General features: G+C 69.9%; 19 protein-coding genes and 1 pseudogene. 13 read left to right on the top strand and 7 right to left on the bottom strand.

Annotated features, from left to right (window positions below):
• Nucleotides 1–25: 25 nt before the first annotated feature.
• From ACWD0J_RS17285 to ACWD0J_RS17270, 4 genes are all read right to left on the bottom strand, one after another.
• Complete coding sequence (locus ACWD0J_RS17285) at nucleotides 26–1,642, bottom strand: FAD-dependent oxidoreductase (protein ID WP_451496644.1); 1,617 nt, start codon at nucleotides 1,640–1,642, stop codon at nucleotides 26–28.
• Nucleotides 1,643–1,661: 19 nt separating this feature from the next.
• On the bottom strand, nucleotides 1,662–3,200 hold the full coding sequence (gene glpK / locus ACWD0J_RS17280; RefSeq protein ID WP_451496643.1) for a glycerol kinase GlpK: 1,539 nt from the start codon (nucleotides 3,198–3,200) through the stop codon (nucleotides 1,662–1,664).
• 87 nt (nucleotides 3,201–3,287) lie between these two features.
• Nucleotides 3,288–4,082 (bottom strand): MIP/aquaporin family protein, encoded by a 795-nt coding sequence (locus ACWD0J_RS17275; protein ID WP_451496642.1) that lies wholly within the window; start codon nucleotides 4,080–4,082, stop codon nucleotides 3,288–3,290.
• Between the two features lie 344 nt (nucleotides 4,083–4,426).
• Nucleotides 4,427–5,191 carry an IclR family transcriptional regulator gene (locus ACWD0J_RS17270; protein WP_451496641.1) on the bottom strand — a complete coding sequence of 255 codons (765 nt, stop codon included), beginning with the start codon at nucleotides 5,189–5,191 and terminating at the stop codon, nucleotides 4,427–4,429.
• 282 nt (nucleotides 5,192–5,473) lie between these two features.
• Between ACWD0J_RS17270 and metH the strand changes: the two genes are divergently transcribed.
• The 4 genes from metH to ACWD0J_RS17250 all read left to right on the top strand — a co-directional run bounded on the left by metH (nucleotide 5,474) and on the right by ACWD0J_RS17250 (nucleotide 13,527).
• Nucleotides 5,474–8,998 (top strand): methionine synthase, encoded by a 3,525-nt coding sequence (gene metH, locus ACWD0J_RS17265; RefSeq protein ID WP_451496640.1) that lies wholly within the window; start codon nucleotides 5,474–5,476, stop codon nucleotides 8,996–8,998.
• A 130-nt stretch (nucleotides 8,999–9,128) separates the two neighbouring features.
• The gene (locus tag ACWD0J_RS17260) at nucleotides 9,129–9,824 is read left to right on the top strand and encodes an HAD family hydrolase (protein WP_451496639.1); all 696 of its coding nucleotides are present in this window, start codon (nucleotides 9,129–9,131) and stop codon (nucleotides 9,822–9,824) included.
• A gap of 448 nt (nucleotides 9,825–10,272) precedes the next feature.
• Nucleotides 10,273–11,877 (top strand): ABC transporter substrate-binding protein, encoded by a 1,605-nt coding sequence (locus ACWD0J_RS17255; RefSeq protein WP_451496638.1) that lies wholly within the window; start codon nucleotides 10,273–10,275, stop codon nucleotides 11,875–11,877.
• A gap of 72 nt (nucleotides 11,878–11,949) precedes the next feature.
• On the top strand, nucleotides 11,950–13,527 hold the full coding sequence (locus ACWD0J_RS17250) for an ABC transporter substrate-binding protein (RefSeq protein WP_451496637.1): 1,578 nt from the start codon (nucleotides 11,950–11,952) through the stop codon (nucleotides 13,525–13,527).
• A gap of 86 nt (nucleotides 13,528–13,613) precedes the next feature.
• Here the strand turns inward: ACWD0J_RS17250 and ACWD0J_RS17245 are convergent, their stop codons facing one another.
• Nucleotides 13,614–14,285, bottom strand: a complete 672-nt coding sequence (locus ACWD0J_RS17245; protein WP_345624712.1) for a response regulator transcription factor — start codon at nucleotides 14,283–14,285, stop codon at nucleotides 13,614–13,616.
• A gap of 14 nt (nucleotides 14,286–14,299) precedes the next feature.
• The gene (locus tag ACWD0J_RS17240; protein ID WP_451496636.1) at nucleotides 14,300–15,316 is read right to left on the bottom strand and encodes a RecB family exonuclease; all 1,017 of its coding nucleotides are present in this window, start codon (nucleotides 15,314–15,316) and stop codon (nucleotides 14,300–14,302) included.
• A gap of 174 nt (nucleotides 15,317–15,490) precedes the next feature.
• Here ACWD0J_RS17240 and ACWD0J_RS17235 point away from each other — a divergent pair, with 174 nt between their 5' ends.
• The 3 genes from ACWD0J_RS17235 (at nucleotide 15,491) to ACWD0J_RS17225 (ending at nucleotide 18,865) form a co-directional block, all read left to right on the top strand.
• Complete coding sequence (locus tag ACWD0J_RS17235; protein ID WP_451496635.1) at nucleotides 15,491–17,134, top strand: site-2 protease family protein; 1,644 nt, start codon at nucleotides 15,491–15,493, stop codon at nucleotides 17,132–17,134.
• 38 nt (nucleotides 17,135–17,172) lie between these two features.
• Complete coding sequence (locus tag ACWD0J_RS17230; RefSeq protein WP_451496634.1) at nucleotides 17,173–18,075, top strand: tRNA (adenine-N1)-methyltransferase; 903 nt, start codon at nucleotides 17,173–17,175, stop codon at nucleotides 18,073–18,075.
• A gap of 211 nt (nucleotides 18,076–18,286) precedes the next feature.
• Nucleotides 18,287–18,865 (top strand): hypothetical protein, encoded by a 579-nt coding sequence (locus ACWD0J_RS17225; protein WP_451496633.1) that lies wholly within the window; start codon nucleotides 18,287–18,289, stop codon nucleotides 18,863–18,865.
• A 59-nt stretch (nucleotides 18,866–18,924) separates the two neighbouring features.
• Here ACWD0J_RS17225 and ACWD0J_RS17220 read toward each other — a convergent pair whose 3' ends face one another.
• Nucleotides 18,925–19,230: a ferredoxin gene (locus ACWD0J_RS17220; RefSeq protein WP_451496632.1), complete on the bottom strand. Its 306-nt coding sequence runs from the start codon at nucleotides 19,228–19,230 to the stop codon at nucleotides 18,925–18,927.
• Between the two features lie 243 nt (nucleotides 19,231–19,473).
• Between ACWD0J_RS17220 and arc the strand changes: the two genes are divergently transcribed.
• The 6 genes and pseudogenes from arc to prcA all read left to right on the top strand — a co-directional run bounded on the left by arc (nucleotide 19,474) and on the right by prcA (nucleotide 25,530).
• On the top strand, nucleotides 19,474–21,240 hold the full coding sequence (gene arc / locus ACWD0J_RS17215) for a proteasome ATPase (protein ID WP_451496631.1): 1,767 nt from the start codon (nucleotides 19,474–19,476) through the stop codon (nucleotides 21,238–21,240).
• 234 nt (nucleotides 21,241–21,474) lie between these two features.
• On the top strand, nucleotides 21,475–22,986 hold the full coding sequence (gene dop, locus ACWD0J_RS17210) for a depupylase/deamidase Dop (RefSeq protein WP_451496630.1): 1,512 nt from the start codon (nucleotides 21,475–21,477) through the stop codon (nucleotides 22,984–22,986).
• 155 nt (nucleotides 22,987–23,141) lie between these two features.
• Entirely contained in the window at nucleotides 23,142–23,357 is a 216-nt protein-coding gene (locus ACWD0J_RS17205) for a ubiquitin-like protein Pup (RefSeq protein WP_030038375.1), read from the top strand.
• Nucleotides 23,358–23,408: 51 nt separating this feature from the next.
• A pseudogene (locus ACWD0J_RS17200) lies at nucleotides 23,409–23,935 on the top strand (endonuclease VII domain-containing protein).
• Nucleotides 23,887–24,732 carry a proteasome subunit beta gene (gene prcB, locus ACWD0J_RS17195; protein ID WP_451496629.1) on the top strand — a complete coding sequence of 282 codons (846 nt, stop codon included), beginning with the start codon at nucleotides 23,887–23,889 and terminating at the stop codon, nucleotides 24,730–24,732. The pseudogene ACWD0J_RS17200 and the gene prcB overlap by 49 nt, the downstream one beginning before the upstream one ends.
• Nucleotides 24,733–24,792: 60 nt before the next feature.
• On the top strand, nucleotides 24,793–25,530 hold the full coding sequence (gene prcA, locus ACWD0J_RS17190) for a proteasome subunit alpha (protein ID WP_451496628.1): 738 nt from the start codon (nucleotides 24,793–24,795) through the stop codon (nucleotides 25,528–25,530).
• Nucleotides 25,531–25,603: the final 73 nt, after the last annotated feature.

Genomic DNA, 25,603 nt, shown 5'->3' with positions numbered 1-25,603 from the left:
GGCGTCGTACGGCCTGCTTCGCCGCCTACTTCTTGTCGAGCAGGTCCCCCACCTTCGCGCGGACCTCGTCGGTCGCCAGACCCCGGATCGTCAGCGTGGTCCGGCGGCGCAGCACGTCGTCCGGCGTCTGGGCCCACTCGTTGTCGCGGGCGTAGACGACCTGGGCCCAGATCTCCGGGGCGTCCGGGTGGACCCGCTCGCCGAGCTCGGGGCTCTCGTTGGCCAGCCGGGCGATGTCGAGGGCCAGCGAACCGTAGTGCGTGGCCAGGTGCCTGGCCGTGTCCGGCGCCATGCGCGGGCCGGACGCCGGGTTGTCGACCAGCAGCCGGTGGGCGATGGCGCGCGGATTGGCGACACCGGGCAGCGGCAGCTTCTTCGGCAGCGAGGCGACCGGCTCGAAGTCGTCGCCCAGCGGGTGGCCCGGCAGCGCCTCCAGCTTCTTCATCACCGTACGGCCGATGTGCCGGAAGGTGGTCCACTTGCCGCCCGCGACCGACAGCATCCCGCCCCGGCCCTCGGTCACCACCGTCTCGCGCTTGGCCTTCGCCGTGCTGCCGGGGCCGCCCGGCAGCACCCGCAGACCGGCGAACGCGTACGTGATGAGGTCCCGGTCCAGCTGCTGGTCGCGGATGGAGAACGCGGCCTCGTCGAGTATCTGGGCGGTGTCCTTCTCGGTGACGGCGACGTCCGCCGGGTCGCCCTCGTACTCCTCGTCGGTGGTGCCGAGCAGCAGCATGTCCTCCCACGGGAGGGCGAAGGTGATCCGGTACTTGTCGATCGGGGTCGCCAGCGCGGCCTTCCAGGGGGAGGTGCGCTTCAGGACCAGGTGCGCGCCCTTGGACAGCCGGATCGACGGGGCCGCGTCCGGGTCCTCCATCCTGCGCAGGTGGTCGACCCAGGGGCCGGTGGCGTTCAGCACGAGGCGGGCGTTCACGCCGAACTCGTCACCGGAGAGGCGGTCACGCAGCTCGGCGCCGGTCACCCGGCCGCCGGTGAAGCGCAGGCCGCTCACCTCGGCGTGGTTCAGCACCACCGCGCCCGCCTCGACGGCCGCGCGGACCGTCATCAGCGCCATGCGCGCGTCGTTCATCTGGTCGTCGCCGTACACGGCCACGGCCTTGAGGTTCTCGGTGCGCAGCTCGGGCACGTCCCGCGCGGCCTTCGACGGGCTCAGCAGGTGGCCCACGCCGTCACCGAACGCCGACAGCGCGGAGTAGGCGAAGACGCCCGCCCCGAGCTTCGCCGCGCCGTGCGGCCCGCCCTTGTACACGGGGAGGTAGAACGTGAGCGGGTTCGCCAGGTGGGGGGCCACCTGACGGGAGACCGCACGGCGCTCGAAGTGGTTCTCCGCCACCAGCTTCACCGCGCCGGTCTGCAGGTAGCGCAGACCGCCGTGGAGCAGCTTGGAGGAGGCGGAGGAGGTGGCACCGGCGAAGTCGCCGGCGTCGACCAGGGCCACCCGCAGGCCGGACTGCGCGGCGTGCCAGGCGGTGGAGATGCCCAGGATGCCGCCGCCGATGACGAGAAGGTCGTACGCCGCCTTGGAGAGCTGCTCCCGGGTCTCGGCTCGGCTCGGATTCGAGCCGAAGGCCGGGCGCGTACCGAGGGCAGGTACGGACTGCAGGGTGGACTGACTGGTCATTTCGGGTTCTTACTCCTCGTCAGCTTTCGTCTTCGATCCAGCCCATGGTCCGCTCGACGGCCTTGAGCCAGCTCTTGTACTCACGGTCGCGGGTGTCCGCGTCCATGCGGGGGGTCCACTCGGCGGCCCGCCGCCAGTTGGCGCGCAGCTCGTCGGTGCTGGTCCAGAAGCCGACGGCGATACCGGCGGCGTAGGCGGCGCCGAGGCAGGTGGTCTCGGCGACCATCGGACGCACCACGGGCGCGTCCAGGAAGTCCGAGAGCGTCTGCATCAGCAGGTTGTTGGAGGTCATGCCGCCGTCGACCTTCAGGGCCGTGAGCTCGACGCCGGAGTCCTTGGTCATGGCGTCGCTGATCTCACGGGTCTGCCAGGCCGTGGCCTCCAGGACGGCGCGCGCGAGGTGCGCCTTCGTCACGTACCGGGTCAGGCCGGCGATCACCCCGCGGGCGTCCGGGCGCCAGTACGGGGCGAACAGGCCGGAGAAGGCCGGCACGAAGTACGCGCCGCCGTTGTCCTCGACCGTCAGCGCCAGCGTCTCGATCTCGGCGGCCGTGGAGATCAGGCCCATCTGGTCGCGCATCCACTGCACCAGCGAACCGGTGACGGCGATCGAGCCCTCCAGGGCGTAGACCGGCTTGTCGTCGCCGATCCGGTAGCCCACGGTGGTCAGCAGCCCGCTGTACGAGTTGATGATCTTCTCACCGGTGTTCATCAGCATGAACGTGCCGGTGCCGTACGTCGACTTGGCCTCGCCCTCGGCGAAACAGGTCTGGCCGAACAGGGCCGCCTGCTGGTCGCCGAGCGCGGAGGCGACCGGGATGCCGCCGAGCAGGTCGCCGAGCTTGCCGCCGGTGATCTCGCCGTAGACCTCGGCGGAGGAGCGGATCTCGGGCAGCATCGCCAGCGGCACGCCGATGGACTCGGCGATCTTCTCGTCCCACTCCAGGGTGTGCAGGTTCATCAGGAGGGTGCGGGAGGCGTTGGTGACGTCGGTGACGTGCCGGCCGCCGTCGACGCCGCCGGTCAGGTTCCAGATGACCCAGCTGTCCATGGTGCCGAAGAGGATGTCGCCGGCCTCGGCGCGCTCCCGCAGGCCCTCGACGTTGTCCAGCAGCCAGCGGGCCTTCGGACCGGCGAAGTAGGAGGCCAGGGGGAGGCCGGTCTGGCGGCGGAAGCGGTCCTGGCCGACGTTGCGGCCGAGTTCGCGGCACAGGGCGTCGGTGCGGGTGTCCTGCCAGACGATGGCGTTGTGCACGGGCTCACCGGTGTTCTTGTCCCAGAGCAGAGTGGTCTCGCGCTGGTTGGTGATGCCGATGGCCTTGATGTCGTCGCGGGTGATGCCGGCCTTCGCGATGGCGGAGGCGACGACCTCCTCGACGTTGGTCCAGATCTCGGTGGCGTTGTGCTCCACCCAGCCCGGCTTGGGGAAGATCTGCTCGTGCTCCTTCTGGTCGACGGAGACGATCCGGCCGTCCCGGTCGAAGACGATGCAGCGGCTGGAGGTGGTGCCCTGGTCGATGGCGGCGATGAACGGCCCGGCGGTGTGGGCGTCGGTCACTGTGTGCTCCTGAGGGGTTCCGTGGTCATGGGGTCTGCTTCTACTGCTGCTCAAGTGCTTCGAAGAGTGCTCTGTCCGAAGAGTGCTCTAAGCAAAAGCGACGTTGTAGATGCCTGCCGCGATGGCGCCGCCGATCAGCGGACCCACCACCGGGATCCAGGCGTAGCCCCAGTCGGAGCCGCCCTTGTTGGGCAGAGGCAGGAGGGCGTGCACGATGCGCGGACCGAGGTCACGGGCCGGGTTGATCGCGTAGCCGGTCGGGCCGCCGAGGGACAGGCCGATCGAGACCACCACGAGCGCGGTGATCAGGGCTCCGAGGGTGCCCAGTCCCTTGCCGCTGTCGTTCAGGCCCTGCGTGAGGACGGCGAGCACCAGCACCACGGTGCCGATGATCTCGGTGGCGAGGTTCTGCCACACGACCCGGATCTCGGGGCCGGTGGAGAAGATGCCCAGCACCGGGCCGGCGCCCTTCTCCTGGGCCTCGACGGCCTTGACGCCGGTGTCCTGCGCGCCCGGACCGCCGACGATCTCCCGGTCGGTGAGGTGCGCGTGGAACTGGCCGTAGTAGGCGACCCAGACCAGGGCCGCGCCGATCGCGGCGCCGAGCAACTGCCCGGCCCAGTAGACCGGGACGTTGCTCCAGTCGTCGTCCTTGATGGCGATCGCGAGCGTCACGGCCGGGTTGAGGTGGGCGCCGGAGAGCGGCGCCGAGGTGTACACGGCCGTCAGTACGGCGAAACCCCACCCGAAGGTGATGGCGAGCCAGCCGGCGTTACGGGCCTTGGAGGCCTTCAGCGTGACGGCGGCACAGACGCCGCCGCCGAGCAGGATGAGTATGGCGGTACCGATGGTCTCGCCGATGAAGATGTCGGAGCTGGACACCCGCGACTCCTTTGTCCTTCGTCCAGGGGAAGAGCTGCCGGCCCTTGGCGTTGTCACACTGTAACGCCTATTGCCGGTCGGTGTTCGACAATGTCGACCGATGGACGGGAGTCTTGCTCCGGGGTTACGGGCACGTCAAGAGTTCTGTAATCGAAAACACGATCGTTATTGATTGCCGTGTGCTATCGATCGGGCGCCGCCCCCCGTGACCGGGGCATCCCGGCGCACGAGAGGGCCGGAACGCCCACGGCGTCCCGGCCCTTCGGTGCTGCCTCGTCGGTGTCGGCTCGCCTGAGTCGGCTCGTCGGTGTCCGGCTCGTCGGCGTCGGCTCGTGCCGGGCCGCTCAGAACCGTCCGGCGCCCAGGTCCCGCGACACCGCGCGGGCGCAGTCCCGCACCGCCGCGATCAGCTCGGGGCGCAGCTCACCGTCCCGGCGCAGCCGCTCCACGGCCCCGGTGATGCCGACCGCGCCCACCGGCATGCGGCGTCGGTCGTGGATGGGGGCGGCGATGGAGGCGACGCCCTCCCACGTCTCCTCGACGTCGGCCGCGTACCCACGCGCGCGCGTGACGTCGAGGATGTGCTCGAAGTCGTCCAGGTCGCAGACCGTCCGGTCAGTGAAGGGCTTGCGGTCGCTCTCCAGCGCCTCGCTGTGCGCGACCGGGTCGTACGCCGACAGGACCTTGCCCAGGGCCGTGCAGTGCAGGGGCTGCATGGCCCCGATCTCCAGCACCTGCCGGCTGTCGTCGGGCCGGAAGACGTGGTGCACGACCAGCACGCCCTGCTGGTGCAGCACGCCCAGGTGGACGCTCTCGCCGCTGGAGCGGGCCAGGTCGTCGGTCCACACCAGGGCCCGCGCCCGCAGCTCGTGCACGTCGAGGTAGGTGGTGCCCAGGCGCAGCAGCTCGGCGCCCAGCTGGTAGCGCCCGGAGGTGTCGTCCTGCTCCACGAAGCCCTCCTGCTGGAGGGTGCGCAGGATGCCGTGCGCGGTGCCCTTGGCGAGGCCCAGGGACGAGGCGATGTCGGACAGGCCGAGTCTCCGCTCGCCGCCCGCGAGGAGCCGCAGCATCGCGGCCGCACGTTCCAGCGACTGGATGTTCCGCGCCATCGCCGTCCTGCCTCCGTCCCCTTCGGTCGCCCACCCGCGACGCCCGCTGCCGCCGTTCGGCAATGTCGAACACTACCGGTCCGTGCCGACCTCTCGCTAATGGTCGGTCCACATCCGTCGTGTCACTCGTATCCCGCTGGCGGCCCGCGCGTCGTCCTCGTCCGTCCCGTGGACGCCCCGACCGCCGCAGCGGGGACCCGGCTACCCTGGCGGGGTGCGCCCCGCGGACCGTCTCGCGGGCGCGCGGAAGCCGACAGCCGTCGCACCTAAGGGAGCCCCTTCATGGCCTCGTTGCCACCGACCCCTTCCGCCGACAGCCGGACCCGTGTGTCCGCGCTCCGCGAGGCGCTCGCCACCCGTGTGGTGGTCGCCGACGGAGCGATGGGCACGATGCTTCAGGCCCAGGATCCGACCCTGGAGGACTTCGAGAACCTCGAAGGCTGCAACGAGATCCTGAACGTCACCCGCCCCGACATCGTCCGCTCCGTCCACGACGCGTACTTCGCCGCGGACGTCGACTGCGTGGAGACGAACACCTTCGGGGCCAACCACTCGGCCGCGGCCGAGTACGAGATCTCCGACCGCGTGTACGAGCTGTCCGAGGCGGGAGCCCGCATCGCCCGCGAGGCCGCCGACGAGCACGCCGCCCGCGACGGCCGTACCCGCTGGGTGCTGGGCTCGATCGGCCCGGGCACCAAGCTGCCCACCCTCGGCCACATCGCGTACGGCACGATCCGCGACGGCTACCAGGCCAACGCCGAGGGCCTGCTGGCCGGCGGCGCCGACGCCCTGATCGTCGAGACCACCCAGGACCTTCTGCAGACCAAGGCCTCCGTCCTGGGCGCCCGGCGCGCCATGGAGGCGACCGGCGTCGAGGTGCCCCTGCTGGTCTCCATGGCCTTCGAGACCACCGGCACCATGCTGCTCGGCTCCGAGATCGGCGCCGCGCTGACCGCGCTGGAGCCCCTCGGCATCGACATGATCGGCCTGAACTGCTCGACCGGCCCGGCCGAGATGAGCGAGCACCTGCGCTACCTCACCCGGCACTCCCGCATCCCGCTGCTGTGCATGCCGAACGCGGGCCTGCCCATCCTCACCAAGGACGGCGCGCACTTCCCGCTCGACCCCGAGGGACTGGCCGACGCGCAGGAGACCTTCGTCCGGGACTACGGCCTGTCCCTGATCGGCGGCTGCTGCGGCACCACCCCCGAGCACCTGCGCCAGGTCGTCGAGCGCGTCCGTGACGTCACGCCCGGCGAGCGGGACCCGCGCCCCGAGCCGGGGGCCGCCTCCCTTTACCAGACGGTCTCCTTCCGTCAGGACACCGCGTACCTGGCCATCGGCGAGCGCACCAACGCCAACGGCTCGAAGAAGTTCCGCGAGGCCATGCTGGACGGCCGCTGGGACGACTGTGTGGAGATGGCCCGCGAGCAGATCCGCGAGGGCGCGCACATGCTCGACCTGTGCGTGGACTACGTCGGCCGCGACGGCGTCGCCGACATGGAGGAGCTGGCCGGCCGCTTCGCCACCGCCTCCACCCTGCCGATCGTCCTGGACTCCACCGAGGTCGAGGTGTTGCGGGCCGGCCTGGAGAAGCTCGGCGGACGCGCGGTCATCAACTCCGTCAACTACGAGGACGGCGACGGCCCCGAGTCCCGGTTCGCGAAGGTCACCGAGCTGGCGCGGGAGCACGGCGCCGCGCTGATCGCGCTGACCATCGACGAGGAGGGCCAGGCCCGTACGCCGGAGCACAAGGTCGCGATCGCCGAGCGGCTGATCGCCGACCTGACCGGCAACTGGGGCATCCACGAGTCGGACATCCTCGTCGACACCCTGACCTTCACCATCTGTACGGGTCAGGAGGAGTCCCGCAAGGACGGCGTCGCCACCATCGAGGCGATCCGCGAACTCAAGCGCCGCCACCCGGACGTGCAGACCACCCTCGGCCTGTCGAACATCTCCTTCGGCCTCAACCCGGCCGCCCGCGTCCTGCTCAACTCCGTCTTCCTCGACGAGTGCGTCAAGGCGGGCCTGGACTCGGCGATCGTCCACGCGTCGAAGATCCTGCCCATCGCCCGCTTCACCGAGGAGGAGGTCCAGACGGCCCTCGACCTCATCTACGACCGCCGCGCCGAGGGCTACGACCCGCTGCAGAAGCTCATGCAGCTCTTCGAGGGCGCCACCACCAAGTCCCTGAAGGCGGGCCGGGCGGAGGAACTGGCCGCCCTGCCGCTGGACGAACGTCTCAAGCGCCGCATCATCGACGGCGAGAAGAACGGCCTGGAGGCCGACCTCGCCGCCGCCCTGGAGACCCGCCCGGCCCTGGACATCGTCAACGAGACCCTGCTGGACGGCATGAAGGTGGTCGGCGAGCTGTTCGGTTCCGGCCAGATGCAGCTGCCGTTCGTCCTGCAGTCCGCCGAGGTGATGAAGACCGCGGTGGCCTACCTGGAACCGCACATGGAGAAGGTCGAGGGCGACGAGGCCGGCAAGGGCACCATCGTGCTCGCCACCGTGCGCGGCGACGTGCACGACATCGGCAAGAACCTCGTCGACATCATCCTCACCAACAACGGCTACAACGTCGTCAACCTCGGCATCAAGCAGCCGGTCTCCGCGATCCTGGAGGCCGCCGAGGAGCACCGCGCCGACGTCATCGGCATGTCGGGGCTGCTGGTGAAGTCCACGGTGATCATGAAGGAGAACCTTCAGGAGCTCAACCAGCGCGGCATGGCCGCCGACTTCCCGGTCATCCTCGGCGGCGCGGCCCTGACCCGGGCGTACGTCGAACAGGACCTGCACGAGATCTACGAGGGCGAAGTCCGCTACGCCCGCGACGCGTTCGAGGGGCTGCGCCTGATGGACGCCCTGATCGGCGTCAAGCGGGGCGTGCCCGGGGCGAAGCTGCCGGAGCTCAAGCAGCGCCGGGTGCGCGCGGCCGCCGCCGCCGGCGAGGTCGAGGAGCGTCCGGAGGAGGGCCACGTCCGCTCCGACGTCGCCACCGACAACCCGGTGCCCACCCCGCCGTTCTGGGGCTCCCGCGTCATCAAGGGCGTCCAGCTCAAGGAGTACGCGAGCTGGCTCGACGAAGGCGCCCTGTTCAAGGGCCAGTGGGGGCTCAAGCAGGCGCGCACCGGCGACGGGCCCTCCTACGAGGAACTCGTGGAGACCGAGGGCCGGCCCCGGCTGCGCGGGCTGCTGGACCGGCTGCAGACCGAGAACCTCCTCGAAGCGGCCGTCGTCTACGGCTACTTCCCGTGCGTGTCCAAGGACGACGACCTGATCATCCTGGACGAACAGGGCAACGAGCGCACCCGCTTCACCTTCCCGCGCCAGCGCCGCGGCCGCCGGCTGTGCCTGGCCGACTTCTTCCGGCCGGAGGAGTCGGGACAGACGGACGTGGTCGGCCTCCAGGTCGTCACCGTCGGCTCCCGGATCGGCGGGGAGACCGCGAAGCTCTTCGAGTCCAACGCCTACCGCGACTACCTCGAACTGCACGGCCTGTCCGTGCAGTTGGCGGAGGCGCTCGCCGAGTACTGGCACGCCCGCGTGCGCTCCGAGCTCGGCTTCGCCGGCGAGGACCCGAACGACGTGGAGGAGATGTTCGCCCTGAAGTACCGGGGCGCCCGCTTCTCCCTGGGCTACGGCGCCTGCCCGAACCTGGAGGACCGCGCCAAGATCGCCGACCTGCTCCAGCCGGAGCGGATCGGCGTCCACCTGTCCGAGGAGTTCCAGCTGCACCCGGAGCAGTCCACCGACGCCATCGTGATCCACCACCCGGAGGCGAAGTACTTCAACGCCCGGTGAGGCGCCTCCCCGGGCGTTGCGGTGTGTCTCACAGAGCGCGCTGATCGGATAAGTCGTACACTGGTCGGTCCACTGCAGGCCGGTTCCCCGTGCGGGAACCGGCCTGCTCGTCCCTCAAGGAGGTACGTGGATGACCAGCACGGTTCCCGCGGTAGGAACCCGTACGGCCGAAGGCTCCGCGCTGCAGGCCGTGCTTCTCGACATGGATGGCACCCTGGTGGACACCGAGGGCTTCTGGTGGGACGTCGAGGTGGAGGTCTTCGCCCGCCTCGGGCACACCCTGGACGACTCCTGGCGCCACGTCGTGGTCGGCGGTCCCATGACCCGCAGCGCGGGGTTCCTCATCGAGGCCACCGGCGCCGACATCACCCTGCCCGAGCTCTCGGTGCTGCTCAACCAGGGCTTCGAGGAGCGCATCGGCCGCGCGCTGCCCATGATGCCCGGGGCCGCCCGGCTGCTCGCCGAGCTGGCCGCGCACGAGATCCCCACGGCGCTGGTCTCGGCCTCGCACCGGCGGATCATCGACCGGGTGCTGGCCTCGCTCGGACCCCAGTACTTCGCGCTGACCGTCGCCGGCGACGAGGTGGCCCGCACCAAGCCGCACCCCGACCCGTACCTGTTCGCCGCCGCCGGACTCGGCGCGGACCCGGCCCGGTGCGCGGTCGTCGAGGACACCGCGACCGGCGTCGCCGCGGCCGAGGCCGCCGGCTGCCACGTCGTGGCGGTGCCCTCCGTGACGCCCATCAGCCCGGCCGACCGGCGCACCGTCGTCACCTCGCTGGAAGAGGTGGACCTGGCATTCCTGCGCGGTCTGATGGTGTCCTGAGGGCGCCTTGATGACGCAAATGCGCCGGGTGTTCACCCAGCGTGCGGTACCGATAGGACGTGAATTCCACGGGACGTGTCCGAAGGAATTCGCACCGCGCCGGATGGCTGAATTCCGGTGTCTCTCCACCCTGTCGGGTATGTGAGGTTTCCCACGCCGTCAGGGCTCGACAGGACGAGGCCGGTGTGCCGCCCCTCCCTGTTCAGGGGGTGCGGACGCGCCCATGTGTCCCGATTGGTGAAAGCCTGCACGAATCCTTCCACCCTCGGGCTTTCGGTCCGTCCGCACCCGGTTCCGCTGCGTGATGGGCCCTCAACTCCAGTCGTCGCGAACCCTCGTGCCGGTGCGGACTAATCTCCTAGCGAGAACCTCACCCTTACCCCGTGATCCGCATCGACACCCCTGTATGTCGGGTACACGGACTCGACAGCTCTGGAGAACTTCGAGCATGAACCGCAAGACTTTGGTGCTGCCGGCCGTGATCGGCCTGCTGGCGCCGGTGCTCGCAGCCTGCGGTGGGTCCGGCAGCGGGAGTGACGGTGGCGGCGCGATCGTCGTCGGCACCACGGACCGGTTCAGCGCCACGAAGGACGCCCCGGCGCCCCTCGACCCCGCCTACGCCTACGACGTCGGCACCTGGAACATCCTGCGCCAGACCGTGCAGACCCTGATGATCATGCCGAAGGGCGACGGCGACCCGGTGCCCGAGGCCGCCGAGCGGTGCGGCTTCACCGACAGCGGCAACGAGCGCTACGCCTGCACCCTGCGCGAGGGCCTGAAGTTCGCCGACGGCACGACCGTCACCGCCCAAGACGTGAAGTACTCCATCGACCGCGCCCGCGCCCTGAAGGCCGACAGCGGTGTCTTCGCGCTGCTGTCCACCATCGACACCGTGGAGACCCAGGGCGACCGCGAGGTGATCTTCCACCTCAAGACGGCCGACGCCACCTTCCCGTTCAAGCTGTCGACCCCCGTCGCGGGCATCGTCAACCCCGACGACTACGCCAAGGGCAAGCTGCGCGACGGCTTCGACGTGGACGGCTCCGGCCCGTACACGCTGAAGGCCGAGGTCGACAACGACGCGCTCGTCAACGTCGTGTTCACCAAGAACCCCCACTACAAGGGGACGCTGAAGGTGAACAACGACGAGGTCGAGATGCGCTCCTTCGACGACGCCGACGCGATGGGCGCCGCGCTCGGCGACGGCGACATCGACGTGATGACCCGCACCATGTCGCCGGAGCAGATCGACAAACTGGCCAACGCCTCGGGCGGCGACATCGACCTCGTCGAACTGGCCGGCCTGGAGATCCGCTACCTCGGCTTCAACACCGACGCGCCGTCCGTGAAGTCCAAGGCGGTCCGCGAGGCGATGGCCCAGGTCATCAACCGCAGCGAACTCGTCGCCAAGGTGTACGGCTCGCAGGCCGAACCGCTGTACTCGATGGTCCCGGCCAGCATCACCGGCCACTCCAACGCGTTCTTCAACACCTACGGCGACCCGAACGCCGCCAAGGCCAAGTCGGTGCTGGCCCAGGCCAACATCACCACGCCGGTGAAGCTGACCATGCACTACACGACCGACCACTACGGTCCGGCCACCAAGCAGGAGTTCGAGGTGCTGCAGAAGCAGCTCAACGACACCAAGCTGTTCGACGTCGACATCCAGGGCACGCCCTGGGAGACCTTCCGCCCCGCCGAGCAGAAGGGCGCGTACGACGTCTACGGCATGGGCTGGTTCCCGGACTTCCCGGACGCCGACAACTACCTGGCGCCGTTCCTCGACGCGGACAACACCATCGGCTCGCCGTACGTGAACAACAAGATCCGCAAGACGCTGATCCCGGAGTCCCGCCGCGAGTCGGACCGGCTCGCCGCCGCCACCAGCCTGAACGACATCCAGGACATCGTCGCCGACGACGTGCCCGTTCTGCCGCTGTGGCAGGGCAAGCAGTACGTCGCCGCACGCGACACCATCACGGGCACCGCGTACGCGCTCAACTCCTCCTCGACGCTTCAGCTCTGGGAGCTGGGCCGCGGTGTGAGCGACTGACACAGCCCCCCGTGCCCGGGGTCCGGAGGAACGACCCCGGGGACCCGCACACCGACGACAAGGCACCTGCACGTGAACCTGCGTAACCCGTGGCCGGTCCTGCCCCTCGTGGCAGGGCTGGCCTCCGGCCTGTTGACCGCCTGCGGAACCCAGACCGGTGACTCAGGGAGCAGCGGCTCGTCCGTGGTCATGGGGATGTCCGACGACGTCCTGGCCACCGACCCCGCCTCCGGCTACGATCCCGGCTCCTGGCTGCTGTTCAACAACGTCTTCCAGTCGCTGCTCAGCTTCCCCAAGGGGAGCACCGAACCGCAGCCGGAGGCCGCCGAGACCTGTTCCTTCACGGACGCTCGGACCCAGGTCTACCGGTGCACGCTGAAAGACGGCCTGAAGTTCAGCAACGGTGACCCGCTCACCTCGAAGGACGTCAAGTTCTCCTTCGACCGGATGCTGAAGATCAACCACCCCGCCGGTCCCGCGATCATGTTCCCGATGCTCGACAAGGTCGAGACGCCGGACGAGGAGACGGTGGTCTTCCACCTCAACACGCCCGACGCCACCTTCCCGAGCAAGATCGCCTCGGGAGCCGGCTCCATCGTCGACCACAGGCAGTACGACGCCGACGGGCTGCGCGAGGACGGTCAGGCGGTCGGCTCCGGCCCCTACACGCTGGACTCCTTCAGCGAGGACGAGGCCGTCTTCTCCGTCAACGAGCACTACAAGGGCACCGCCGACGTGCAGAACTCCGGCGTGGTCCTGAAGCAGTTCCACGGCGACCAGTCCGCTCTCAAGCAGGCCCTGCTCGACAACAGGGTCGACATCGCCTACCGCGGCCTCGGCGCGAGCGACATCGCGGACATCGAGCAGGGCGCCGACTCGGGCGTCGAACTCGTCGAGGGCTCCGGCGCCGAGGTCCAGCACCTGGTCTTCAACATGGACGACCCGATCGCCGGACAGCTCGGCGTACGCAAGGCCATGGCCTACCTGATCGACCGCGACGCCCTCATCGACGAGGTCTACCAGGGCACCGCCACCCCGCTGTACTCGATCATCCCGGCCGGTATCGCCGGCCACAACACGGCCTTCTTCGACACCTACGGCGCCCGCCCCTCCAAGGCCGAGGCCGCCGCCGTGCTGCAGGCCGACGGCATCACCGGCAAGGTGAACCTGACGCTCTGGTCCACGCCGTCCCGCTACGGCCCGGCCACCGACGCCCTCCTGACGGCCATCGCCGGCCAGCTCAACGCCAGCGGCCTGTTCGACGCCAAGGTGAAGTCCGTGGCCTTCGACCAGTACGAGAAGGACATCGAGGCCGGCAAGTACGGCGTGTACGTGAAGGGCTGGATCCCCGACTACCCGGACGCCGACAACTTCACGTCCCCCTTCTTCGGCAAGGGCAACGTGCTGGGCAACAACTACGCCAACCGCACCATCACCGGCACCCTCATCCCGCGGACCGCCGCCCAGAGCGACCGCGCCGCCACCGAGACGGACTACGGCAAGCTCCAGGACATCGTCGCCGACGACGTCCCCGTCCTCCCGGTCTGGCAGGCCAAGCAGTACGCCGTCAAGCGCGAGGGCGTCTACGGCCTGGAGTACTGCCTCGACGCCTCGACCGTCTTCCGGTTCTGGGAACTCAGCAAGAGCTGACGGACCGCCGTACGCACACGGAGGGCGCCCCTGCGGACAGGGGCGCCCTGCACGGCGTAGCACCGCTCATGCGTGGTGACGAGGGGTCACTGCGCGCCAGGACGCACCAGCCCGCTCTCGTACGCGTACACCGCGGCCTGCACCCGGTCGCGCAGCCCCAGCTTGGTGAGAACGTGGCCGACGTGCGTCTTGACGGTGGTCTCGCTGACGAACAGGTCGGCGGCGATCTCGGCGTTGGACAGCCCGCGGGCCACCAGCTTCAACACCTCCACCTCGCGGTCGGTCAGCGTGTGCAGGGTGTCCGGCACCGGCTCGTCGCCGGACGGCAGATGCGTGGCGTACTTGTCGAGCAGCCGGCGCGTGATGCTCGGCGCGAGCATCGCCTCACCGGCGGCCACCACCCGGATGGCCTGCACCAGCTCATTGGCCGGGGCGTCCTTCAGCAGGAAGCCGCTGGCACCCGCCCGCAGGGCCTCCACCACGTACTCGTCGAGGTCGAAGGTGGTGAGCACCAGCACCTTGGCCGGGCCGTCCCGCCCCGGCCCGGTGATCTGCCGGGTCGCCTCCACACCGTCCATCCGCGGCATACGGATGTCCATCAGCACCACGTCGGGCTGCAACGCCCGCACCTGGTCCAGAGCCTGAAGGCCGTCTCCGGCCTCGCCGACGACCGCGATCTCCTGCTCGGCCTCCAGAATCATCCGGAAGCCGGTGCGCAGCAACGGCTGGTCGTCGACCAGTAGGACGCGGATGGCCACGTAAGTCTCCTTCGCTAGTCCGGCCCCATTCTGCCCTGCGGCTCACCGCCGGACTCGGCCGCCCCGACCGCGAGCGGATAGGGCGGGGGAGTGCCGCCGAACTCCGGGCAGTGCGCCTGGTGGTCGCACCAGCCGCACAGCTTGGTCGGGCGGGGCCGCCAGTCACCGGTCTCCGTGGCCTGCCGGATGGCCTCCCACAGCGCGTGCAGCTTGCGCTCGACGCGCTCCAGGTCGGCGACGACGGGGTCGTACGTCAGGACGTCACCGCTGCCGAGATAGACGAGCTGCAGCCGGCGCGGCACGACGTTCTTCAGGCGCCACACCACCAGGGCGTAGAACTTCATCTGGAACAGCGCGCCCTCGGCGTACTCGGGCCGGGGCGCCTTGCCCGTCTTGTAGTCGACGATCCGCACCTCACCGGTGGGCGCCACGTCGACCCGGTCGATGATCCCGCGCAGCCTCAGCCCCGAGTCCAGCTCCGTCTCGATGAACAGCTCGCGCTCGACCGGCTCCAGCCGGGTCGGGTCCTCCAGCGTGAACCAGCGCTCCACGAGCTGCTCCGCCTCGCCCAGCCAGCGCGCCAGCCGCTCGCCCTCCGGATCGTCGGCGAACAGCTCGACGACCTCCGGCCGCGACTCCCGCAACCGGTCCCACTGACCCGGGACCAGCGACTTGGCGCGGGGAGCGGTCCGCTCGGCGGCCGGAGCGTCGAAGAGCCGCTCCAGGACCGCGTGCACCAGGGTGCCCCGGGTCGCCGCCTCGCTCGGCTTCTCCGGCAGCCGGTCGATCACCCGGAACCGGTACAGCAGCGGACACTGCATGAAGTCACTGGCACGCGAGGGGGACAGCGAGGCCGGTGCTATGGCGGGGCGCCCGGTCCCGATCACCCGGCCCGCCGCCGTCGCCGGGTCAGCCGTCGCCGTCTCCACTGCCGCCGCCGTCGCGGTCGTCGCCTCGGCCACGGCCGGCGGATCCGCCTGCGCGGTCCCCGGGCCGGCCGTCTTCGCGACGCCCTCGGTGCTCGTCTCCATGACCACAGACCATACGGCCCGCCACTGACAGTGACCCGGGCGCGGTCGTCACCGGCGCCGCGGCCCGGGAACCACAGGGGGTGCCGGGGCGAACGCGACCCGACGGCCGCATACCATCGACCCGAGACCCTCCCGTCCGGCAGGCGCGGGAGACGCTTCGAACGAGGGGACACCGTGGACGAGAGCGGCGGGAGCGGGCAGCCGCGGTCCGGCAACGACGAGCCGACCGAGCGCCCCGCAGCACCTGCGACCCCGGCCACCGACCCCGCACGCCCCGGCCCGCCCCCATACGGCACCGACACCGGCGACGCCCCGCCCGCCGACGAACCCACCATGGTCGTGCGGCGCGCGGACATCCCGGCGGACCCCGCACCCGACGAGACACCCGGGCAGACGCCGGCCGGCGCTGAGACCCCGGAGAGCGAGAGCCCCGGAGACGAGCCCGCCGGGAACGACGCCAAGACCCACGAGCCCCGGACCGGCGCACCCCAGGCCCACGAGCCCCCGGCCCACGCACCTCAGAGCCCCAGAACCGGCGGCGGCCCCGCGGCACCCGGCCAGGACGCGCCGCCCGCCGGCGCCCACCGGCCGGACCCGCCGGCGCCCACCGGCCGGCCCCTCGCCCACGCCGGTGTCACCAAGGGCCGTCCGCCCCGGCGCGAGCGGGGTCCCGGAGGCGGGCTGCTGATGGGGCGGCCGTTCGGCGTGCCCGTGTACGTCGCGCCCAGCTGGTTCCTCGTCGCCGCCCTGATCACCTGGGTGTTCGGCGGCCAGCTCGACCGGGTGCTGCCCGAACTCGGCGCCGCCCGCTACCTGGTCTCCCTCTTCTTCGCGATCGCCTTCTACGCCTCCGTCCTCGTCCACGAACTGGCCCACACGGTGGCGGCCCTGCGCTTCAAGCTCCCGGTCCGCCGCATCCAGCTCCAGTTCTTCGGCGGCGTCTCCGAGATCGAGAAGGAGGCCGAGACCCCGGGCCGGGAGTTCTGGCTGGCCTTCGTCGGCCCCCTGCTCTCCCTCGTCCTCTCCGGCCTCTTCTACCTCGCCCTGCAGCCCGTCGAGCCCGGTACCGTCCCCGGCGTCCTGCTGGCCGGCCTGATGATCTCCAACCTGATCGTCGCCGCCTTCAACCTCCTGCCCGGTCTGCCCCTCGACGGCGGCCGGATGCTCCGCGCCATCGTCTGGAAGATCACCGGCAGGCCCATGACCGGCACCGTCGCCGCGGCCTGGGTCGGCCGGGCCCTCGCCGTCTGCGTCCTGATCGGCCTGCCCCTGCTCACCCAGTCCGGGGCGCTCGGCTCCGACGCCGAGGACAACGTCGGCATGGACACCGTCATGGACGCCCTGCTCGCCGCCATCCTCGCCGCGATCATCTGGACCGGCGCTGGCAACAGCCTGCGCATGGCCCGGCTGCGCGAACACCTGCCCGAGCTGCGCGCCCGCACACTCACCCGCCGCGCGGTCCCCGTCGAGACCGACACCCCCCTCTCGGAGGCCCTGCGCCGCGCCAACGCCGCCGGAGCCCGCGCCCTGGTCGTCGTCGACGCCGACGGCCACCCCGTCTCCCTCGTCCGCGAGGCCGCCATCGTCGGCGTCCCGGAACACCGCCGCCCCTGGGTCGCCGTCAACGGTCTCGCCCAGGACCTCACCGAGGGCATGCGCGTCTCCGCGGAACTGGCCGGGGAGGACCTCCTGGACGCCCTGCGCGCCACCCCCGCCTCCGAGTACCTCGTCGTCGAGGAGACCGGCGAGATCTACGGCGTGCTGTCGGCGGCCGACGTGGAGCGCGCCTTCGTGAAGGCCATGGCCAGGCCCTCCTAGTGGTCCTGGGCCCGCGCCGGGACCGGTAGGCTGGTCACATGTCCGAACCGACCGGTGCCGCCCGCCGACGCGGGCCCTTCAAGGTCGGGGACCAGGTACAGCTGACCGACCCCAAGGGCCGCCACTACACGTTCACGCTCGAAGCCGGGAAGAACTTCCACACCCACAAGGGTTCCTTCCCGCACGACGAGCTGATCGGCGCTCCCGAGGGCAGCGTGGTCCGCACCACCGGGAACGTCGCCTATCTCGCGCTGCGCCCCCTGCTCCCCGACTACGTCCTGTCCATGCCCCGCGGCGCCGCCGTGGTCTACCCCAAGGACGCGGGGCAGATCCTCGCCTTCGCCGACATCTTCCCCGGCGCGCGCGTCGTGGAGGCGGGCGTCGGCTCCGGCTCGCTCAGCAGCTTCCTGCTGCGCGCCATCGGCGACCAGGGCATGCTGCACAGCTACGAGCGCCGCGAGGACTTCGCCGACATCGCCCGGCAGAACGTGGAGCGCTACTTCGGCGGCCCGCACCCCGCCTGGCAGCTCACCGTCGGCGACCTCCAGGACAACCTGTCCGACACGGACGTCGACCGCGTCATCCTCGACATGCTCGCCCCCTGGGAGTGCCTGGAGTCCGTCTCCAAGGCGCTGGTGCCCGGCGGCATCCTGTGCTGCTACGTGGCGACCACCACGCAGCTCGCCCGGACCGTCGAGTCCATCCGCGAGATCGGCTGCTTCAACGAGCCGACCTCCTGGGAGTCGATGATCCGCAACTGGCACGTGGAGGGCCTGGCCGTCCGCCCGGACCACCGGATGATCGGCCACACCGGCTTCCTGCTCACCGCCCGCCGCCTCGCCGACGGCGTCGAGCCCCCCATGCGCCGCCGCCGCCCCGCCAAGGGCGCCTACGGCGAGGACTACTCCGGTCCCAACGCCGACGGCGGCGCCGGCCGCTGAGGCGGCCCCGTGCCGCGACAACGTACCGACGCCGTGGCCGAGTTCCCGCGAACCCCCCGGAACCCGGCCACGGCGCACTCGTGTTGACGCCGGACCAGAACCCGTGAGACCTCCGGCGGGCGGAACTCCGCCCCCGCCGTTTCCTGTGGACTGTGACGTGTGGCACCATGCAGGCCACCCCCACCGGCACAGCCCTCAGGAGACGCTCCTAGTGCAGCAATCCGCCGTCCCGGAACTGGCACACACCCACACCCGTCCGATCCACTGGCTCGCCACCGCGACGGCGGTCGCGGCCGTGGTGGCCCTGTCCTCGGTCCTGCAGCCCAACGCGGCGACGGCGGCCCAGGCGGCCGGCCCGCAGACCAGGTCCGCTCCCGCGGCCACCACGGCCCCCGATCCCGCGGGCGTCGACTTCCCGATCGAGTGCGGTCCGGTGAAGGAACTGGTGCTGAAGAAGGCGTCCGGGGACCTCGACGGCGACGGCCGGCCGGAAACAGTGGCCGTGGTGCACTGCGACGCACCGATGGGTACCCCTCCCGACGGCGTGTACGTCCTCACCCGGGCCGCGGACACCGGCAGGCCGCGCGTGGTCGCGACCCTGGTCGACCCCAAGGACCGCCGCACCGTGACCGACTTCGCCCTGCGGGACAAAGCCGTGTTCGCCACGCTCCTCGGCTACTCGACCTCCGCTGTGCCCAGTTGCTGCCCGGACGTGGAGGACGGCGCGACCTGGCGATGGAAGGACGGCGCGTTCGTGCGTGCGACACCCGCCGGCTCGCAGACCGTCTGAGCCGCGCCACCCGCGGGGTGTGAGCAATCAGACAGCGGTGACGCCTGGTACCGGCGCGGTCACTCGGCGTCCGGTCCGTAGACCTCGACCCGGTCCGCGACCCGGCGCACGTGGATGCAGTCCCCCGGACACTCCTTCGCGGAGTCGACCACATCGGTGAGCAGCGGCAGCGGTACGGGCGTTGTGGCGCCCTTGTCCTGCAGCAGCTCGTCGCTCTCGCCCTTGACGTAGGCCAGACCGTCGATGTCCAGCTCGAACACCTCTGGCGCGTACTGGGCGCAGATGCCGTCACCGGTACAGAGATCCTGGTCGATCCAGACCTCCAGTGCCTCACGGTCGGCCCCGGCCTCCTGCTGCACGCTCATCTCTCCTGCCGTTTAAGCGCCGGGCGACCGGGAATCCGGCCAGCTCTGGCGGGTGTTGAACACTTCGACCCTACCTCCGACGGCTTCCCAATCATGTTCGGTGGGTATTCCCCTGGCGTGAGGGAGAGCGCAAGGGTGAAGATCGGACACACCCCGACAGTCTTTGTGATCTAGGGGTTTCAATCGACACCCACCCAGGTAGGGTCTGGAAGCGTCCAGCTCCCCTTGGAGGAGGTGAGGACCGTGGCAGCCCACGACGACGACATGAACCGCGGCATCCGCCCGGGACGAGGGTCCGACGACCCCGCCGGGCAGATTGCCTACCTTGAGCAGGAGATCGCCGTCCTGCGACGTAAGCTCGCCGACTCTCCGCGACACACGAGGATTCTCGAAGAGCGGATCGTCGAGCTGCAGACCAACCTGGCCGGCGTGTCCGCCCAGAACGAGCGACTCGCCAACACGCTCCGTGAGGCCCGCGACCAGATCGTGGCCCTCAAGGAGGAAGTCGACCGGCTCGCACAGCCGCCGGCCGGCTTCGGTGTCTTCCTCACGGCGAATGAGGACGGCACGGCGGACATCTTCACCGGCGGCCGCAAGCTGCGGGTGAACGTCAGCCCGAGCGTGGAACTCGAAGAGCTCCGGCGCGGCCAGGAAGTCATGCTGAACGAAGCTCTCAACGTGGTCGAGGCCATGGAGTACGAGAGCGTCGGCGACATCGTCACCCTCAAGGAGATCCTCGAGGACGGCGAGCGCGCCCTTGTGGTGGGGCACACCGACGAGGAACGGGTGGTACGGCTCGCCGAGCCGCTGCTGGACATCACCATCCGTCCCGGCGACGCCCTGCTGCTCGAACCCCGCTCCGGCTATGTCTACGAGGTCGTTCCGAAGAGCGAGGTCGAGGAACTCGTCCTCGAAGAGGTCCCGGACATCGGCTACGAGCAGATCGGCGGACTGGGTGGCCAGATCGAGGCCATCCGCGACGCCGTCGAGCTCCCGTACCTGTATCCGGACCTGTTCAAGGAGCACGAACTGCGCCCGCCCAAGGGCGTCCTCCTGTACGGACCGCCCGGATGCGGCAAGACACTCATCGCCAAGGCCGTCGCCAACTCGCTGGCCAAGAAGGTCGCCGAGGTCACCGGGCAGGCCCAGGGCAAGAGCTTCTTCCTCAACATCAAGGGCCCCGAACTCCTGAACAAGTACGTCGGCGAGACCGAGCGGCAGATCCGCCTCGTCTTCCAGCGTGCTCGGGAGAAGGCCAGCGAGGGCACCCCCGTCATCGTCTTCTTCGACGAGATGGAGTCCCTCTTCCGCACCCGGGGCTCGGGTGTCAGCTCGGACGTCGAGAACACGATCGTCCCGCAGCTGCTCGCCGAGATCGACGGCGTCGAAGGCCTGCAGAACGTGGTCGTGATCGGTGCCTCCAACCGTGAGGACATGATCGACCCCGCCATCCTGCGGCCGGGCCGGCTCGACGTGAAGATCAAGATCGAGCGTCCGGACGCCGAAGCGGCCAAGGACATCTTCGGCAAGTACCTGACCGAGCGCCTCCCGCTGCACTCCGACGACCTCGGTGAGCACGGCGGCAGCAGGACCACCACCGTCCAGAGCATGATCCAGACGGCCGTGGAACACATGTACACCGAATCCGAGGAGAACCGCTTCCTGGAAGTCACCTACGCCAATGGCGACAAGGAGGTCCTTTACTTCAAGGACTTCAATTCCGGTGCCATGATCGAGAACATCGTGGGCCGCGCCAAGAAGATGGCGATCAAGGACTTCCTGGAGCACAACCAGAAGGGCCTGCGCGTCTCCCACCTCCTCCAGGCCTGCGTGGACGAGTTCAAGGAGAACGAGGACCTGCCGAACACCACCAACCCGGACGACTGGGCCCGCATCTCCGGCAAGAAGGGCGAACGGATCGTCTACATCCGTACGCTCATCACCGGAAAGCAGGGTGCGGACACCGGACGCTCCATCGACACGGTGGCGAACACCGGTCAGTACCTGTAAAAGGCAGGGCGGCTGCGGGTGCCCTCACCGGGTACCCGCAGCCGACTGTTTTTCGGGACACGGCTGGAGCAAGGCAATGACGCAAATGATCTCCCCACCAGCGCAGAGGCGTTCTAGGCTCTTCGGTACCGCCGAGTCGCGCAGTGCGGGGACGGGCACCGCACACGCACCGGAGCGCCAGCGGTACTTGAGCGGGGCCCCCGACCGAGGGCGCCGCCGGGCAAGGAGGGCCGCATGACCGTACGGCGAGTAATGGGCATCGAGACGGAGTACGGGATCTCCGTCCCCGGCCACCCGAACGCCAATGCCATGCTCACCTCGTCCCAGATCGTCAACGCCTACGCGGCGGCGATGCACCGGGCCCGCCGGGCCCGCTGGGACTTCGAGGAGGAGAATCCGCTGCGGGACGCGCGAGGCTTCGACCTCGCCCGCGAGACCGCCGACTCCAGCCAGCTCACCGATGAGGACATCGGCCTCGCCAACGTGATCCTCACCAACGGCGCGCGGCTCTACGTCGACCACGCGCACCCCGAATACAGCGCCCCCGAGGTGACCAACCCGCGCGACGCCGTCCTGTGGGACAAGGCCGGCGAGCGCATCATGGCGGAGGCGGCGGAACGGGCCGCCCAGCTGCCCGGTGCCCAGCCGATCCACCTGTACAAGAACAACACCGACAACAAGGGCGCGTCCTACGGCACCCACGAGAACTACCTGATGAAGCGGGAGACCCCCTTCTCGGACATCGTGCGCCACCTCACGCCGTTCTTCGTCTCCCGCCAGGTCTTCGCCGGAGCGGGCCGCGTCGGCATCGGCCAGGACGGGCACGAGCACGGCTTCCAGCTCAGCCAGCGCGCCGACTACTTCGAGGTCGAGGTGGGCCTGGAGACCACCCTCAAGCGCCCCATCATCAACACCCGCGACGAGCCGCACGCCGACGCCGAGAAGTACCGCCGTCTGCACGTGATCATCGGAGACGCGAACCTCTCGGAGATCTCCACCTATCTCAAGCTGGGCACGACGGCGCTCGTCCTGTCCATGATCGAGGACGGCTTCATCGCCGTCGACCTGGCCGTCGACCAGCCCGTCCGCACCCTCCACCAGGTCTCGCACGACCCGACGCTCAAGCGCCTGGTCACGCTGCGCAGCGGCCGGACACTGACCGCGGTCCAGTTGCAGATGGAGTACTTCGAGCTGTCCCGCAAGTACGTGGAGGAGCGGTACGGCGCGGACGCCGACGACCAGACCAAGGACGTCCTGGCCCGCTGGGAGGACACCCTCAACCGCCTGGAGAACGACCCCATGAGCCTGGCCGGCGAGCTGGACTGGGTCGCCAAGCGGGAGCTCATGGAGGGCTACCGGCGCCGGGACGACCTGGACTGGGACGCGGCGCGGCTGCACCTGGTCGACCTCCAGTACGCCGACGTACGCCCCGACAAGGGCCTCTACAACCGTCTGGCGGCCCGCGGCCGCATCAAGCGGCTGCTGGACGACGGCGAGGTCGAGCGGGCCCGTACGAAGCCGCCGGAGGACACCCGCGCCTACTTCCGCGGACGGTGCCTGGAGCAGTACGCGGACGACGTGGCGGCGGCGTCCTGGGACTCCGTGATCTTCGATCTGCCGGGCCGGGACTCGCTCCAGCGCGTCCCAACCCTGGAACCGCTTCGCGGAACGCGTAATCACGTCAAGGAGCTCCTGGACCGCTGTCGTACGGCGGAAGACCTGGTCAGGGTGCTGTCCGGCAACTGATGGGTACTCGGGGCCGGCGCGGTCCCCCAGGGTGGAATCCTCTCCGTCCGGGAATCATCGAGATGGTCCCCGGACGTTGAGGGAACTGCGGGGCCGATGTCGGACCCTGCTTGTAGGGTCTGATCAAGAACGTCGAACCGAGCGGGGTGAGGGTTATGGCGACCAAGGACACCGGCGGCGGACAGCAGAAGGCGACGCGCAACACCGAGGAGGTCGAGGAGGCGCCCGAGGCGCAGGCATCCGAAGACCTCAAGGAGCGCCAGGAGAAGCTGAGCGACGATGTCGACTCCGTCCTGGACGAGATCGATGACGTGCTCGAAGAGAACGCAGAAGATTTCGTTCGAAGCTTCGTGCAAAAGGGTGGGCAGTAGGCGGTCGTTCGGCCATTTCTCCTTCGAGTCGAAGGAAGCGGGGGCTGAGGAGTGGCTGGGGAGCCGCGCAGGAAGCGGTGTAGGGGCGGCAAGGAGACCTGCCCGTGGCCGCATTCGCACGGGACGGGAACCGGAGCGCTGGTCTCCAGATGCGGTGCCGGGAGTGCGTGGCGCACTACAGCGCCACGCATGACCGGCGCCGCCGGGAGGCCGTGGGCCGGGTCCGCGAGAAGCCGGACGTTCCGGCCGGGCACAAGCTCCGCCGGATCTGCGGCGAAGTGGAGCCTCACAGCGGGTGGCCTCCCCAGCGGCAGTACGGGCTCACCGAAGCCGGGCGTCACGAGTTGATCGCCTCGCAGGCGGGCGTCCGCCGCATATGTTCGGCGGCTCCGGCCGCACATGTGGATCACTGCCACAACACGGGTAGGGTCCGGGGCGTACCGTGCTTCAGCTGCAACGCCGCGCTGGGGCAGTTCAAGGATCGGCCCGATGCCATAAGGCGGGCTGCTGCTTACGTGGAAGGAATCGCGTGGAAGCCAACACTCGTAGCACCGGGCGTCTGCCAGCTGCCTTCCTGACGCCTGGGTCCTCGTCCTTCATGGACTTCCTGTCCGAACACCAGCCGGAGATCCTGCCCGGGAACCGGCAACTGCCTCCCACGCAGGGCGTGATCGAGGCGCCGCACGGCACCACGATCGTGGCCGTGACCTTCCCCGGCGGTGTCGTGCTGGCCGGTGACCGGCGGGCCACGATGGGCAACGTGATCGCCCAGCGCGACATCGAGAAGGTCTTCCCGGCCGACGAGTACTCGGCCGTCGGCATCGCCGGCACCGCCGGTCTCGCCGTCGAGATGGTCAAGCTCTTCCAGCTGGAGCTGGAGCACTTCGAGAAGGTCGAGGGGGCGCAGCTCTCCCTGGAGGGCAAGGCGAACCGCCTGTCGACCATGATCCGTTCCAACCTCGGCATGGCCATGCAGGGCCTGGCCGTGGTCCCGCTCTTCGCCGGGTACGACGTGGACCGGGCCAAGGGCCGGATCTTCTCCTACGACGTGACGGGCGGCCGCTCCGAGGAGCACAACTTCGCGGCGACGGGTTCCGGCTCGGTCTTCGCGCGCGGTGCCATGAAGAAGTTCTTCCGTGAGGACCTGAGCGAGGCCGAGGCCACGATGCTCGTGGTGCAGGCCCTGTACGACGCGGCCGACGACGACTCGGCGACCGGTGGTCCCGATGTCGCCCGCCGGATCTACCCCATCGTCACCGTGATCACCGAGGACGGTTTCCGTCGGCTCGGCGACGACGAGTCCTCCGAGATCGCCCGGTCCATCCTGGAGCGGCGTCTGGAGCAGCCCGACGGCCCGCGCGCCGCCCTGCTCTAGTCGGCGGCCGGTCTTTATCAAGGTGATCGTGTGACTTCGACAGAAAGGGACGGATAACCGGTGTCGACGCCGTTCTATGTCTCCCCCCAGCAGGCCATGGCCGACCGGGCGGAGTACGCCCGCAAGGGCATCGCCCGTGGCCGCAGCCTGGTCGTGCTGCAGTACGCCGACGGCATCGTCTTCGTCGGCGAGAACCCGTCCCGCGCGCTGCACAAGTTCAGCGAGATCTACGACCGGATCGGCTTCGCGGCCGCCGGCAAGTACAACGAGTACGAGAACCTGCGCATCGGCGGTGTGCGCTACGCCGACCTGCGGGGTTACACCTACGACCGGGACGACGTGACCGCCCGCGGTCTCGCCAACGTCTACGCCCAGACGCTGGGCACGATCTTCTCCAGCGCGGCCGAGAAGCCGTACGAGGTGGAGCTGGTCGTCGCCGAGGTGGGGGAGACGGCGGAGGGCGACCAGATCTACCGGCTGCCGCACGACGGTTCGATCGTGGACGAGCACGGCTCGGTCGCGGTCGGCGGCAACGCCGAGACGATCAGCAGCTATCTGGACCAGCGCCACCAGGACGGCATGAGCCTCGCGGAGGCGCTGAAGCTGGCCGTCCAGGCCTTGTCCCGCGACACCAACGGCAGTGAGCGGGAGATCCCCGCGGAGCGCCTGGAGGTCGCGGTGCTGGACCGTACGCGTCCGCAGAAGCGCAAGTTCAAGCGGATCGTCGGCCGTCAGCTCGGCCGGCTGCTGGAGGCCGGCGGAGCGAGCACCGAGGCCGAGAGCTCCGACGACGAGTAGCGCGGCCTGATCCTCACCCTCTGGACCCTCTGGACCCTCTGTGCGCCCCGGCCGGTCACTCGGCCGGGGCGCA

Source organism: Streptomyces sp. NPDC003011 (genome assembly GCF_053591515.1).
Note: the sequence above shows the minus strand (reverse complement) of the source record. Positions and strands in the feature narration are given on the sequence as shown.

Excerpts from the sequence above, each read along its gene's own strand:
- ACWD0J_RS17285 (WP_451496644.1), bottom strand. The coding sequence starts at position 1,642 with ATGACCAGTCAGTCCACCCTGCAGTCCGTACCTGCCCTCGGTACGCGC.
- ACWD0J_RS17270 (WP_451496641.1), bottom strand. The coding sequence starts at position 5,191 with ATGGCGCGGAACATCCAGTCGCTGGAACGTGCGGCCGCGATGCTGCGG.
- metH (WP_451496640.1), top strand. The coding sequence starts at position 5,474 with ATGGCCTCGTTGCCACCGACCCCTTCCGCCGACAGCCGGACCCGTGTG.
- ACWD0J_RS17260 (WP_451496639.1), top strand. The coding sequence starts at position 9,129 with ATGACCAGCACGGTTCCCGCGGTAGGAACCCGTACGGCCGAAGGCTCC.
- ACWD0J_RS17255 (WP_451496638.1), top strand. The coding sequence starts at position 10,273 with ATGAACCGCAAGACTTTGGTGCTGCCGGCCGTGATCGGCCTGCTGGCG.
- ACWD0J_RS17240 (WP_451496636.1), bottom strand. The coding sequence starts at position 15,316 with ATGGAGACGAGCACCGAGGGCGTCGCGAAGACGGCCGGCCCGGGGACC.
- ACWD0J_RS17230 (WP_451496634.1), top strand. The coding sequence starts at position 17,173 with ATGTCCGAACCGACCGGTGCCGCCCGCCGACGCGGGCCCTTCAAGGTC.
- ACWD0J_RS17220 (WP_451496632.1), bottom strand. The coding sequence starts at position 19,230 with ATGAGCGTGCAGCAGGAGGCCGGGGCCGACCGTGAGGCACTGGAGGTC.
- dop (WP_451496630.1), top strand. The coding sequence starts at position 21,475 with ATGACCGTACGGCGAGTAATGGGCATCGAGACGGAGTACGGGATCTCC.
- ACWD0J_RS17205 (WP_030038375.1), top strand. The coding sequence starts at position 23,142 with ATGGCGACCAAGGACACCGGCGGCGGACAGCAGAAGGCGACGCGCAAC.